12 protein-coding genes are annotated in these 12753 nt (G+C 74.2%); 8 read left to right on the top strand and 4 right to left on the bottom strand.

Going from position 1 to position 12753, the window contains the following annotated elements; translation table 11 throughout:
* The first annotated feature begins 45 nt into the window (after positions 1-45).
* On the top strand, positions 46-306 hold the full coding sequence (locus ACQEVS_RS22835; protein WP_433023192.1) for a GntR family transcriptional regulator: 261 nt from the start codon (positions 46-48) through the stop codon (positions 304-306).
* Between the two features lie 106 nt (positions 307-412).
* Here ACQEVS_RS22835 and ACQEVS_RS22840 read toward each other — a convergent pair whose 3' ends face one another.
* On the bottom strand, positions 413-1060 hold the full coding sequence (locus ACQEVS_RS22840; protein WP_433023194.1) for a CatB-related O-acetyltransferase: 648 nt from the start codon (positions 1058-1060) through the stop codon (positions 413-415).
* Positions 1061-1362: 302 nt separating this feature from the next.
* Between ACQEVS_RS22840 and ACQEVS_RS22845 the strand changes: the two genes are divergently transcribed.
* Positions 1363-1815, top strand: coding sequence for a lamin tail domain-containing protein (locus ACQEVS_RS22845; protein WP_433023196.1), 453 nt, complete (start codon positions 1363-1365; stop codon positions 1813-1815).
* 58 nt (positions 1816-1873) lie between these two features.
* Here the strand turns inward: ACQEVS_RS22845 and ACQEVS_RS22850 are convergent, their stop codons facing one another.
* Positions 1874-2503 (bottom strand): LysE family translocator, encoded by a 630-nt coding sequence (locus tag ACQEVS_RS22850; protein ID WP_433023198.1) that lies wholly within the window; start codon positions 2501-2503, stop codon positions 1874-1876.
* A gap of 222 nt (positions 2504-2725) precedes the next feature.
* Between ACQEVS_RS22850 and ACQEVS_RS22855 the strand changes: the two genes are divergently transcribed.
* Positions 2726-2995, top strand: coding sequence for a hypothetical protein (locus ACQEVS_RS22855; RefSeq protein ID WP_433027819.1), 270 nt, complete (start codon positions 2726-2728; stop codon positions 2993-2995).
* 591 nt (positions 2996-3586) lie between these two features.
* Positions 3587-6139, top strand: coding sequence for a M4 family metallopeptidase (locus ACQEVS_RS22860; protein WP_433023200.1), 2553 nt, complete (start codon positions 3587-3589; stop codon positions 6137-6139).
* A 215-nt stretch (positions 6140-6354) separates the two neighbouring features.
* On the opposite strand, the gene ACQEVS_RS22865 is transcribed toward ACQEVS_RS22860, so the two are convergent.
* Positions 6355-7227, bottom strand: a complete 873-nt coding sequence (locus tag ACQEVS_RS22865) for a lysozyme (RefSeq protein ID WP_433023202.1) — start codon at positions 7225-7227, stop codon at positions 6355-6357.
* 224 nt (positions 7228-7451) lie between these two features.
* Between ACQEVS_RS22865 and ACQEVS_RS22870 the strand changes: the two genes are divergently transcribed.
* The gene (locus ACQEVS_RS22870) at positions 7452-7946 is read left to right on the top strand and encodes a MarR family winged helix-turn-helix transcriptional regulator (RefSeq protein ID WP_185940188.1); all 495 of its coding nucleotides are present in this window, start codon (positions 7452-7454) and stop codon (positions 7944-7946) included.
* Positions 7947-8051: 105 nt separating this feature from the next.
* On the opposite strand, the gene ACQEVS_RS22875 is transcribed toward ACQEVS_RS22870, so the two are convergent.
* Positions 8052-8825 (bottom strand): protein phosphatase 2C domain-containing protein, encoded by a 774-nt coding sequence (locus tag ACQEVS_RS22875; RefSeq protein ID WP_433023204.1) that lies wholly within the window; start codon positions 8823-8825, stop codon positions 8052-8054.
* A 352-nt stretch (positions 8826-9177) separates the two neighbouring features.
* Between ACQEVS_RS22875 and ACQEVS_RS22880 the strand changes: the two genes are divergently transcribed.
* The 3 genes from ACQEVS_RS22880 (at position 9178) to ACQEVS_RS22890 (ending at position 12752) form a co-directional block, all read left to right on the top strand.
* Positions 9178-11784: a nitrate- and nitrite sensing domain-containing protein gene (locus ACQEVS_RS22880; protein WP_433023206.1), complete on the top strand. Its 2607-nt coding sequence runs from the start codon at positions 9178-9180 to the stop codon at positions 11782-11784.
* Between the two features lie 78 nt (positions 11785-11862).
* Positions 11863-12354, top strand: a complete 492-nt coding sequence (locus ACQEVS_RS22885; RefSeq protein ID WP_433027822.1) for a roadblock/LC7 domain-containing protein — start codon at positions 11863-11865, stop codon at positions 12352-12354.
* Positions 12351-12752 carry a DUF742 domain-containing protein gene (locus tag ACQEVS_RS22890; RefSeq protein ID WP_433023208.1) on the top strand — a complete coding sequence of 134 codons (402 nt, stop codon included), beginning with the start codon at positions 12351-12353 and terminating at the stop codon, positions 12750-12752. Before ACQEVS_RS22885 ends, ACQEVS_RS22890 begins: the two co-directional genes overlap by 4 nt.
* The last annotated feature ends 1 nt before the right edge of the window (position 12753 follow it).

Below are 12753 nucleotides of genomic sequence, written 5' to 3' on the forward strand. Positions count from 1 at the left end.
TATCCACTCATCCGTGTAGCGCTTCCTTGCTCTATGTTGACTGCCATGGCAGGTGAGCAGGGCGCGGCGTCCATCGACCCGACCAAAGCGGTCTACGTCTACATGCAGGTCGCGGACCACATCGCGGCCCGCATCGTCGCGGGTGAACTCAGGCCCGGCGCCAGGCTGGCGGGGGAGCGGGACCTGGCGGAGGAGTACCGCGTGGCCATCGGTACCGTTCGGCGAGCCATCCAGGAACTGCGGGAGCGGGGCTTGCTGGTGACGCTGCCCGCCAAGGGGACGTTTGTCACCGAGCCGACCGAGTAGGCCGTTCCGCCGACGTGTGGCGGGGCGCGGGTTCCGGCGTCGGCGGAGGCGGGTACCAGCCGGGCAGGGAGCCGCGCGGATCTCTGGGAGTCCCGGCGGCTGAAACTTAACCACGCCCCGGAGCCGCCGCCTCCAGTTCGTCGAGGGTGCCGGACATGATGGTCCTGACGTGCCGCGTGATGTGCTCCACCGGCCAGTCCCACCAGGCGACGTCCAGCAGCCGGGCGATGTCCTCGGGCGCGTACCGGTACCGGATGACCTTGGCCGGGTTGCCGCCGACGACGGCGAAGTCCGGCACGTCGTCGACGACGACCGATCCCGAGGCGACGATCGCCCCGTGCCCGATCCGGACTCCGGGCATCACCAGCGAGCGGTAGCCGAACCACACGTCGTTCCCGACCACGGTGTCACCGCGGCCGGGCAGTCCGGTGATCAGGTCGAAGTGGTCGGCCCAGGAGCCGCCCATGATGGGGAACGGGAACGTCGAGGGGCCGTCCATCCGGTGGTTGGCGCCGTTCATCACGAACCGCGTCCCCTCGCCCAGGGCGCAGAACTTGCCGATGACCAGCTTCTCCGGGCCGTAGTGGTAGAGCACGTTCCGGGTCTCGAACGCCGTCGGGTCGTCCGGGTCGTCGTAGTACGAGAACTCCCCGACCTCGATCAACGGCGAGGTCACCAGCGGCTTCAGCAGCACCACCCGGGGCTGCCCGGGCATCGGGTGGAGCACGGTGGGGTCGGCGGGAACGGGTGGCATCTGGGGTCATCCCTCTCACACACGGCGGACCGGGGCGCTCAATGATCACAAATCCCGGCCGGGCGCGGCCCGGTGGGGCGCGCCGGAGCGGCGTTCGTAGCCGGTCCGAGGTGTGAGCCGGCCGGAGGCCCCGGGGGCCGGCGGGGTGTCACGGGAGCGTGAGAACTGCGTCACAGGTCACCGGATCCCTTTCCCGGAGCGGATGCCTCCGCGCGAAGGTAGGGCGAGCCCGGCAGCCGCCGGGCGACAGTCGTGGTCGCGGCGGCCCCACCTGGCCGCCGGGCCGGAAAGCAGAGGTTCCCTTGTCGCGATCCATAGCCCGCCTGGCCGTCGCCGCCGCGTGCGGTGCGGTACTTGCGTCCGCCGTCGCGCCCGCGGCGGTGGCGGCGGAGCAGAGCGTCGCCGCTCGCCCGACCGTCGCGTTCGGCAAGATCCAGTACAAAGGTCCCGGGCGCGACGACCGCTCGAACCGGAGCCTGAACGCCGAGTGGGTCACCGTCACCAACACCGGCGGGAACGCCGTGGACCTCAGCCGCTGGACGCTCACCGACAACGAGCGCCACACCTACCGCTTCGGCAAGCTGCGCCTCGCCGCCCACGCCTCTGTCCGCGTGCACACCGGCACCGGCCGTGACAGCGCCGCGGACGTGTACCAGAACCGCCGCGCCTACGTCTGGAACAACGACCGGGACAAGGCCACCCTGCGCGACGCCGCCGGCCGTACCGTCGCCACCGCCTCCTGGGGCCGTCGCTGACCCCTCCGGGGAGCAGGACCCCGCTGTCGGCTTTTGGAGCCGGCGGCGGGGGTCGCGGTCAGCCCTCGACGGCCATCCGCACGCCCAGCGCCACCAGCACGCCACCCGAGGCCAGTTCCAGCCGCCTGCGCACCCGCTCCCGCGAGATGATCGCCCGCATACGGCCGACGAACCACACGTACATCCCGTAGTACCCCACCTCGAACACCGCCCAGATAGCGGCCAGTGTCACCATCGCCGGCAGGTGCGGCACCCCGTCCGGCACGAACTGCGGCAGGAACGACATCGCGAACACCGCCGCCTTCGGGTTGGCCAGGTTGCACACCAGGCCCGCCCGGTACGCGGACCAGCCGGAACGTTCCTCCTCGGGCTGCCGGGCGCCCGGCACCTCCGTCTTCCCGGTCCCGCGCCGCACCTCCAGCAGCGTCCTGACCCCGAACGTCACCAGCACCACGGCTCCGACGATCCGCATCACGTCGTACGCCACCTGGGACGCCGCCAGCAGCGCCGTCAGGCCGCACGCGGCGGCCAGGCCCCAGACGAAGACGCCGGTCTCGTTGCCGAGCACCGTCATGAACCCCGCCCGTCTGCTCTGCAGCGACTTGCGGATGATCAGCATGGTGCCCGGGCCGGGGGAGGCCGCGATCAGTGTGCATGCGCCGAGGAAGGCGATGAGGGTGGTGAGCATGGGGTTATCGTGCGCCAAGGGGCCAGGGAGACGCCAGTGGGAAATACCCTTGCTCCGCACCGCCTTCGGCGTCCGAGCCCCGGGACGCGAGACCCGACCGGTCGGTCATCTCCCGCGACAGTGCGCTGAACTGCGCCTGGACGGCCGTGAGCAGCTGCCTCCACGCCCTGCCTCCACGCCCTGGCCCCGGCCCGGGCCGAAGGCGTCACGGCCGCGCAACTCCTGCCGTACGCCCGGGGGATCGTGTCACTGCCGGGCCGGATGGTGCCGGTGTACGCGGAGCGGGCCGACGCAGGCGGTCACCCCGGCGACGTCTCGAACGTCACCTCCGTCGCGGCCGACAACGAGCGCGTCGTCCATGCCTCGGCCGCGCGCCGCGGACCGGACGCCGGCGTCCTCGACGCGACCCTCGCCGTCGCGCGCCGGGCGATCGACGAGGGGCACGGCCGGGACGACTTCTCGCGCCTCGTGGACACCGTGCGCGTGGCGTGAATCGGCGCCGGAGGCGCGCGTTTCCCTGCGGAAGGGATGGTTCCGACGGGGAAAGGCCACGGAGTCGGCAACTCCGCTGCCGGAAGCGACAGTTCCGCCCCGCCCGGCCCGGCTCCCGTACCGGCCGAAAAGTGCCCGCGGAATACCCCTCCCCATTGTCCGGCCGCCCGGCTGCCGCTTGCATGTCCCTGCCCTGAAGCAGTCCCACCGGGTCGAAGCCGCCCACCGAGTGGAGCGGTTCGACCGTCCGGCGCGTACCGAGGGGGAGACCTTGCGCAGTACCGGAGCACGTTCAGGCAGAGCCGGCAGATCGAGGACCGGCAGAGCACAGAGCGGCATATCGGGTGCGGCGGCGCTGATCGGCGCCGCCGCACTCGTCGTCTCGGCGGTCCCGGCCCACGCCGACCCGGGGAAGCCGGCGGACGGCCCCGGCCAGGTGATCCCGGGGGCAAGACCGCGACCCCGGCCCTGGTCCGGGGCATCCGCGAGCCCGCCGCCGCGAGCGGCAGCCCCGCCGACGCGGCCCGCGGCCACCTCGCGGAGAAGAAGAGCCGCTACCGCATCGCCGACCCCGGCCGCGACCTGCGACCGGTGCAGACCCTGAGCTCGGGGACGACCGAGACGGTACGGCTCCAGCAGCGGCACCGGGGCGTGGAGGTCCTGGGCGGCCAGTACGTCGTGCGGATGGAGCACAAGGACGGCAAACGCGTCGTCACCGGCACCTCCGGCAAGTACTTCACCGGGCTGAAGACCGCCACGACCCCCGACGTCGACGCCGAACTGGCCGTCGAACGGGCCGTCGGAGCCACCGAGGACCGGCTCGCCGCGCAGCGGGCGGCCGGGCCGCGCGCCGGCGCGGACGACGCCGAGAAGGCGCCCCCGCTCACCGGCACGGCCCGCGGCCTGGTCGTCCTGCCGAAGGGCGAGGGCGTCCTCACCCAGCACGTCACCGTGCGCGGCGCCGACCCGGCCACCGGCCGGCCGGTGCTGCAAGAGGTGTACATCGACGCCAAGTCCGGCTACCCGGTCCTCCAGTACAGCGCCATCAAGACGTTCGGCCCGCCGAGCGCCGACGCGGGCAAGGGCAAGGCCCCGGACGGCTCCCGCACCGCCGCGCGGCGGAGCGCGGCGGCGGACGACGGGCCGCAGGACGGCGCCACCGGCACCGGCGTCCGGCTCGACGGCAAGTCCGTCGACCTCCAGGTCACCAAGGACGCGGAGCGCAACGAGTACGTGATGCGCGACCTCTCCCGGATGCGCGACAGCACCAAGAACGAGCTGTCCACCTGGGACGCCCGCGGAAAGTCCGTCGACAACGTCTCCGGCACCTGGCCCGAGGGCATCAAGGAGTTCGGCTCCGCCGGTCCGGCGTTCGGCAAGGACGCCACCGAGTCGGGCGCGGTCGACGCGCACTGGGCCGCCGGCAAGGTCTACGACTACTACCGGACCGTGCACGGCCGGAACAGCCTCAACGGCCGCGGCATGGCCATCAAGTCCCTGGTGGGCGTGAGTTACTGGGGCATGCCGTACGTCAACGCCTTCTGGGACGGCACCAAGATGGTGTACGGCAACGGCGACGCCGAATACCGGCCGCTCTCCGCCGGCCTGGACGTCGTCGGCCACGAGATGACCCACGGCGTCGTCGAGAACTCCGCGGACCTCGTCTACGCCGGCCAGTCGGGCGCCATGAACGAGGCCATCGCCGACTACTTCGGCAACGCCATCAAGAACGACGCCCGCGGCATCGCCATGGACGACCCCGACTCGGGTCTGCTCGGCGAGTCGCTGTGCCGCACCAAGTCGCCGCGCGACTGCGCGTTCCGCGACCTCAACGACGGGAGGACCACCTCCAAGTCCTTCCTCGGCGTGGGCTTCGGCACCGACAACGGCGGCGTGCACCTCAACTCGACGATCTTCTCCGGCGCCCTGTGGGACATCCGCAAGGACCTGGACAAGACCCTCGCCGACAAGATCGTCTACAAGGCGCTCACCGAGTACATGACCCCGCTGGACGGCTTCACCGAGGGCCGGAACGCCGTGCTGGCCGCGGCCAGGGACCTCAAGGTCTCCGACGCCCAACTGCGCACGGTCGAGCGGTCCTTCAACGGCCACGGCATCGTCCCCGGCTGGGAGCTCGCCATGGGCGTGGACTCCGACCAGCTGCTGGGCCGGGTCAACACCAACGAGAGCCGCGCGGGCGCGGGCGGCGGCTGGTGGGCCGCGTCCAAGTCCAACGACGACGGCACCGAGGCGTACTCCGTCTGGGCCGGCCGCACCGACGGCACCGGCGCGCCCAAGCTGATCAGCCCCAACGACGGCCGCTTCCACGTCAATCCGGTCACCGACGGCAAGACGGTGGTCTGGATGTCGTACAAGGGACGGGACATCCAGCTGCTGGCCCGGCCGCTTGCCGGCGGGCCGGTCAAGGTGCTCGCCACCAGCCGCTACCGCTTCACCTCGCTGGCGGTCGAGGGCAAGACGGTCGCCCTCGAACTGCACGGGCGGCGCGCCTACACCGCGGCGGCGTACATCCGAATGGGCCAGGACGACGAACCGGTCCGCATCCCGCCCTCCGCGGGCACCGGCCGCTTCAACCGTACGAGTTATCCCTCGCTGCACAACGGCCGGATCGCCTTCGCCGACTCGCACCGTGTCAACCAGGCGTACCGGAACGACGTCGGGATCCTGGACGTCGCGAGCGGCGCCCGGACCGCGGTCAAGCTGACCGACGCCGCGGCCGAGGCCGGCCCGACCGCGATCACCGGCAAGCACGTCTTCTGGCTGAGCACGCCGGACTACGAGTCCGGCCTGACCGCGGTGCGCCGCGCGGACCTGGACGGCGGGAACGTCGTCGACATCAGCCCGGCGACGGGCAAGGACGCGCTGCGCGGCGTCCTGCTCACGGCCTCCGACGAGGCGGTGACCGTCCTGGCGCAGACCCCGGACACCCAGTACCGCAACGAGACGCTGTCCAAGCTGTGGCAGTTCTCGCCGGACGGGGCCCGTAAGGGCCGGGTCTCCTGCAACCGCGGCGAGCAGCTGGGCGGCGCGGCGGACTCCGGCACCCGCGTGGTGTGGATCGACGCGACCACCGGGTACACCGACCTGGTGACCCGGCACCGGCCGGCCGGCAACTGCGGCTGACGGCCGTTCGCCGACGCGTGTGAGAGCCGACGTGTGTGAGGGCCGACGCGTGTGAGAGCCGTGCCCCGGTGCCGATGTGCCGGGGGCACGGCCCGCCGTAGGGCCGCGTCGTCAGCCGTCAGCCGTCAGCCGTCAGCCGTCAGCCGTCAGCCGTCAGGCGCCGGCCGTCGGACGTCGGTCTTCACCGTCTCCCGTCTCCCGTCTCCGGTCTCCCGTCACCCGTCGGCCAGCGCCTGGAGGCGGGACTGTGAGCCGTTGAAGCGGTTGTGGTCGCCGACCACCGGCCCGGTGTCGGTGTACTGCCAGAACGTGTGGAAGCTCCAGCCGGCCGGAAGCGTCCCCGGCGAGCCGGCGTACCGCGGGATCCACAGCGGGTTGACGGCGCCGAAGCCGGCGTAGTCGCCGGTGCACCGCTGCCACCAGGCGGTGGAGGTGTAGAGGACGGCGTCGCGGCCGGTGCGCTGCCGGTAGGTGCGGAAGAAGTCGGTCATCCAGTCGACCAGGGCACCGGAGCTCATCCCGTAGCAGGTGTCGCCGTAGGGGTTGTACTCCATGTCGAGCACGCCCGGCAGCGTCCGTCCGTCGGCGGACCAGCCGCCGCCGTGGTCGGCGAAGTAGTTCGCCTGGGCGGCGCCGTCGGCGTGGTCGGGCAGCGCGAAGTGGTAGGAGCCGCGCAGCATGCCGACGTTGTACGAGCCGTCGTACTGCTGGGTGAAGTACGGGTTGGTGTAGCCGGTGCCCTCGGTGGCCTTGACGTAGGCGAAGCGGGCGCCGGAGTTCCACAGGGTGCTCCAGGCCACGTTGCCGTTGTGGCTGCTGACGTCCACGCCCTCGACGGAGGCGGTCAGCAACTGCGGCTCGGCGACGGGTTCGCCGCCCTCGTGGAGGCGGACGGTGGAGCCCATCCAGTCGCGGTCCGGGTGGCCGGGGCGGGGCGGTGCGAAGCCGCCGGCCGCGTGCGCGGTGCCGGGGAGGGCGACGAGCAGGGCGAGCGCGGCGAGCAAGGCGGTCAGGAGGGTGCGGACGGCCGCCGGCGTGGGGGGTCTGCGGCGGGCGTGGGGGCTGGTGGGGCGGGGGAGTGCGGACATGCTGCCTCCGGGACCTCGGTGGGGGAGGATCCGATCGGTGGGCGCCGATTGGCGCGGCCATGACATAGATATGCCCACTCGACAAACTACGCGGGCAGCGGTATCCGGGATAGGGCCCCGGGGTGCCGTCGTTGGTCTAATCCTGCGAAATACTGACGGAGCTGCGGCGACCCGCCGCGACCCGGGCAAAGTTTCACGTACTGGAAAGCCGGAGAGGGCCCCACGTGCACCAGACCACCACGCCGCCTCCCGAGGAGGGCGGTACGGACCAGCGGACCGCCAGTGGTGAGGACCACCCGTTCCTCGCCCTGGAACGCGAGCTCTCCGTGTTCCTGCGCCGCGCCCGCGCCTCCTCGGGGGAGATGGCGCGCGAGGTCCACCCCGAGCTCGAAGCGGCCGCCTACGGCCTGCTGGTCCGGCTGGCCGACGCCGGCCGCCAGCGGGCCACCGACCTCGCCGCGTACTTCGGTGTCGGCAAGGCCACCATGAGCCGCCAGCTGCGCGCCCTGGGCGACCTCGGCCTGGTCACCCGCACCCCCGACCCGGCGGACGGCCGCGCCTCGCTGGTCGCCCTCACCGAGGAGGGGCACGCCCGCTTCAGCCGCGTCCGCGACGCCCGCCGGGGGCAGTACATGCGCAAGCTCGCCGACTGGGACCGCGCGGAGATCGGCGAACTGGCCCGGCTGCTGCACCGGCTCAACACCACTCTGGGCGGCTGACGGCCCCGCCGGCGTCGGCCGGGGCCGCGCGAGCGGATCGTTCATCGGTCTCCCGGGGGAGCGGCGGGTACGGGACGGCGGGCGGCCGTTCCGCACGGGTACCCGCTACAACTCCGCGTACACCGCCGCCGCGTCGTCGTGCACCTTCCCCCGCCGGAACAGCCGCCGGTCCGGGTCGGCCAGTTCCGCCGCCCGCACCCGGTCGACGAGGGCGCGCGGGCCGCTCTTGGCCAGCAGGCCGGCGCAGGCGGTCCAGTCGCCTTCCGCGAAAACCTCCACCCACCGCGCCGCGCCGTCGCTGAGCGCGGCCAGGGCGCGGACCTCCGCGCGCGGCAGGACGCCCGTGACGGCCAGGCCGGCCACGGCCGGGTCGGCGGCGGCCGTGTGGAAGCCGCCCTCGGCGTTGCGGTGGGCGTCCGTCACCGGGCCGAGCGCGGCGAGCCGGGCGATCCGGTCGTCGAGCACGGGCGTCACCGCGCCGTCCGCGCCCTCCACCAGGAGGACGGAGTCCGACAGCACCAGGTACTCCACCCGCTCCTCGTCCCAGCGGGCCGCCACCACGGTGGCCTGCGGGGTGCGGCGGTGACCGAGATCACAGCCGGTCCGGTGGGCGTCCGCGGTGCGGACGATCGCGTCGGCCAGGCACTGGCGCGGCGTCAGTTCGCGCCGGGTGGCGCACAGTTCCAGCAGTGCGCCGCCCAAACGCGCCGTGAACCAGGGAACGCCGTGCTCACAGCCGTCGTCCCCGTCCGGCGGCGGCGTCACGCCGTCCAGCAGCACCAGCGCGCCGCCCCGTCCGGAAGCGGGCAGGACCGCCGACACGTAGTCCTCGTTGGGCCGGGCCGGGTCGCCCGGCCGGGTGGCCAGCTCGATGCGCATGGGGCCAGTGTGCACGAGCCGTGATTTCCGCGGCGGTTGACGCGCATCCTTCCGGCGGGCCGGGCGGTTTACCGGGTGGCGGTTGCCGGGGGCGGCGGACGCGGCGGCACGGCACTCCCACCCACGCGGCGGGGGCGGTGTGCGGCCGGTGGACGATCACGGCAACTTCCGGGACGGAACCCCACACCTTCGGGTGTGGCGGACGGATGACCGGCGCCCGCCCCGCCCCGTGCTGACAAGGTCCAGTCAGCGCCAGGGGTGGGCGGGACCCAGACCGGACGAGAGCGGATTGTGAGCACCGGTGCGGAAGAAGCGGCTTCGGGGCGGGCGACGGGAGCGACAGACCACGGGGGTGCCGGAAGGCACCGCCCGCGCCCGCAACCGGCTCGTCCTCTCCGTCGCGACCGCCTCCCTGGCGGTCCTCGGCGCGGGCGCGCTGGGCGTCGCGGACGCCTACCGCGACGCGGCGGACACCGCGCGGCTCGTCCCCACGGCCGAGGCCGCGAGCGACGCCGTGCGCCTCGCCCACGAACTGGCGGACGAACGCGACGCGGTCACCGAGTACGCGGCGGCCGGCCGCGGCCCCGTACCGGACGCCCTCGCGGCCCGGCGCGCCCGGACGGACCGGCGGCTCGGCGCCTTCCTCACCTCGGCGACGACGCGCGCCGGGCTCCCCGAGGCGGTCCGCACCCGGCTCGACGGCCTGGCGCGCGAGCGGCGCACCGTCCTCGCCGGCTCCGCCGACCCGCTGACCGTCTTCCGCACCTACACCTCCACCGTGCAGGCCCTGCACGGCGTCGCCGGCACCCTCGCCGCCCGGCTGCCCGAACGGGCCGGGACGGGCGACGGGCAGGCCGTGGCGCTGCTCGGCCGCGCGGTCGAGGAGGCGTCCGCCACCCGCGGCCTGCTCCTCGCCTCCTACGCCGCCTCGGCCGCCCACCGCGAACGGCCCGAACTGGCCGCCGCCGCCCAGCAGACCGACACCCGCGAGCGCGCCGCCCGCGCCGACTTCGCCCAGCTCGCCCCGGCCAAGGCCCGCGACGCCTACGGCCGGGAGATGAGCGGCCCGGTCGTGTCCGCCGCCGAGTCCCGGCTGCCCGCCCTGGTCGCCGGGGAGCGGGTGCAGGACGCCGGGCCGGTGCGCGCCCTGCTCACCACCCGCCTCGACCGGATGCGCGGCGTCGAGTCCGACCTCGCCGCCGCCGAGGCCGACCACCTGGCGCGGGTCCACGAGCGCGACGTGACGGCCTTCCAGGTGCGCGCCGGGCTGGTCGCGCTCTGCTTCGCCGCCGCCCTCTTCGGCGGCGTCCGGGCCACCCGCTCGCTGACCCGCCCGCTGGCCGCCCTCCGGCAGGGCGCCCGCCGGGTCTGCGCCGACCCCGGCGGCACCGAACCGGTCGCCTTCAAGGGCCGCGACGACGAGTTCGCGGAGATCGCCCGCTCGGTCAACGTCCTGCACGGCACCGTCGTCCGGCAGCGGGAGCGCATCACCCTGCTGGACGCCGAGCGCGCCCGGCTGGACGCCGCCCGCCAGGACCTCGCCGACGAGCGCGACGCGCTGCGCGCCCGCGACCGGGACCGCGAGGAACGCCTCGCCGGCCTCGCCGGACGCGCCCACACCACCTGCGCCAGCCTGTCGCTGCGCACCCTCGGGCTCGTCGAGCGGCAACTGACCGTCATCGAGGGGCTGGAGGCGCACGAGGTCGACCCCGACCGCCTCGACGTCCTCTTCAAACTCGACCACCTCGCCACCCGGATGCGCAGGCACAGCGAGAACCTGCTGGTCCTGGCCGGCTCCGAGCACGTCGGCGGGCACGCCGGGACGGTCCCGCTGCTGGACGTGCTGCGGGCCGCCGTCAGCGAGATCGAACGGTACGAGCGGGTCCGCATCCACTCCCTCCCGGCGCGCTCCCAGCTCGCCGGCTTCGCCTCGGACGACATCAGCCACCTGGTCGCCGAACTCCTGGAGAACGCCACGGCGTTCTCGCCGCCGGACGTGCCCGTGCAGGTCTCCGGCTGGCTGCTGGAGAACGGCGACGTGATGCTGTCCGTCCAGGACGAGGGCATCGGCATGGCCCCCGACCGCCTGGAGCAGATCAACTCCCTGCTGGCACAGGCCGATCCGGAACCGCCGGGTCCGGCCTCGGCGGGCGTCCCGGACGACGCCGTGATGGGCCTCGGCCTCTACGTCGTCGCCCGGCTCGCGGCCCGCCACGGCGTCCGCGTCCAGCTGCGCGAGCAGCGGCCCGGCGGCATCACGGCCGTCGTGGTGCTGCCCGCCAGGCTGCTGCCCGCGGGCCCGCCGCCCGTCGCCGAGCCGCAGGCCACGCCCCCGGCGCCGGGCGCCTCCACCGCCCCGCCCGTGCGGCTCCCGGGCGCCACCGCCGAGGCCAACTCGCACGTGCTGCCCGGGCGTTCGCGGCGGATGGCCGGGTTCGCGCCCCAGCCGGCGGCCTCCGGGCCGCCGGACGACGCGACCATCCAGCTGATCGTCCCCGAGCGGGGCGCCACCCCCGTCGTCCCGCCCGAGGTGCGTCCCCTCAGCCCGGAGGGCCGCCCCACCGTCCCCGCCCAGCCCGGCGGAAGCGGACGGCACGCCCGGCCCCCCGCCTCCGCCGCCCCGGACCCGTACCCGACGGGCGGCCCGGATCCCTACCCGGCGGGCGCGGCGGACCCGTACCCGACGGGCCCGGACGAAGGCGCCCTCACCGGCAGCGGACTGCCCAAGCGCACCCCGCGCTCGGTGCCGCAGGCGGTGGTGGTGCCACGGGGCCGGCAGGTGCGCAAGGGCGTGGACGCGGAGGCGCTGCGGGCCAAGCTCGCCGGGTTCCAGCAGGGGGCCCGGGAGGGGCGGCGCGACGTCGAGCAGGAGCTCGCGGGGCATGAGGGCGAGCGGCGCCGGGCGGCGGCGCCGCACGCAGGTGGTGACGTCGGTGATGTCGAGGAGGCACGCGGTTGACTGCATTTTCCCGGGGGCGACCCCCGTCACCCCGTCGGAACGCCCGTCGGCACCCCGGGAATCCCCGGCGGCGCCGGGCTGCCCTGCGGCGGCACCGGCTACGGGCTGAGCCACGAGGCCCGCAACCTCCAGTGGCTGCTGACCGATGTCGTCGAGGAGGTGCCCGGCGTCCGGTCGGTGGCGGTCGTCTCCTCCGACGGCCTGCTGCTGCTCTCCTCCGACCCGCGGCAGCGGCCGGACGGCGGCGGCCCCCTGGACGGACCGGGGGACGGCCCCCGGCACTCCAGCGCCGACCTGGCGACCATCGTCGCGGGACTGGGCAGCCTGACCACCGGGGCCGCGTCCCTGATGGACGGGGGCACCGTCAAACAGACCATGGTGGCCATGGAGGAGGGCAGCCTGTTCGTCATGACCATCAGCGACGGCTCGCTGCTGGGTGTCCACACCGCCCCGGACTGCGACATGAGCGTGGTCGCCTACCACATGGCGCTGTTCGTCGGCCGCGCCGGACACGTCCTGACCCCCGAACTCCGGCGCGAACTACGGCAGTCGGTGGAGGCGGTCAGGTGACCGGAGGCTGCGCCGTGCCCGTCCCGCGTCCGGTCCCCGCGCCCCCGCGCCGGGGCCGGACGGCCCGGGTCCGCCCGTACTCCGCCGCGGGCGGACGCGCTCCCTGCGGGCACGTCCTCCAGGTGGAGACGTTCGTGCAGACCCACGAGCGGCGCCCCGGCGAGCCGGGACCCGCCCGGCTGGTCCCCGAGGCGGGCGCCATCGTCGGGCTCTGCCGCGGGCTCCGGGCCGTCGCCGAGGTCTCCGCGCTGCTCAGGATGCCGCTCGGAGTGGTCCGCGTCCTCCTCGGCGACCTGGCGGACCAGGGAAGAATCCGCGTCTACGGCCCCGGTCACGGCACCGGACGGCCCGACCGCGCGCTGCTCGAAAGGGTCCAGTGTGGACTTCGCAGGATCTGAG

It is taken from the genome of Streptomyces sp. CA-181903, from assembly GCF_050937075.1.
Lineage (GTDB): Bacteria > Actinomycetota > Actinomycetes > Streptomycetales > Streptomycetaceae > Streptomyces.

Excerpts from the sequence above, each read along its gene's own strand:
- ACQEVS_RS22835 (WP_433023192.1), top strand. The coding sequence starts at position 46 with ATGGCAGGTGAGCAGGGCGCGGCGTCCATCGACCCGACCAAAGCGGTC.
- ACQEVS_RS22840 (WP_433023194.1), bottom strand. The coding sequence starts at position 1,060 with ATGCCACCCGTTCCCGCCGACCCCACCGTGCTCCACCCGATGCCCGGG.
- ACQEVS_RS22850 (WP_433023198.1), bottom strand. The coding sequence starts at position 2,503 with ATGCTCACCACCCTCATCGCCTTCCTCGGCGCATGCACACTGATCGCG.
- ACQEVS_RS22865 (WP_433023202.1), bottom strand. The coding sequence starts at position 7,227 with ATGTCCGCACTCCCCCGCCCCACCAGCCCCCACGCCCGCCGCAGACCC.
- ACQEVS_RS22875 (WP_433023204.1), bottom strand. The coding sequence starts at position 8,825 with ATGCGCATCGAGCTGGCCACCCGGCCGGGCGACCCGGCCCGGCCCAAC.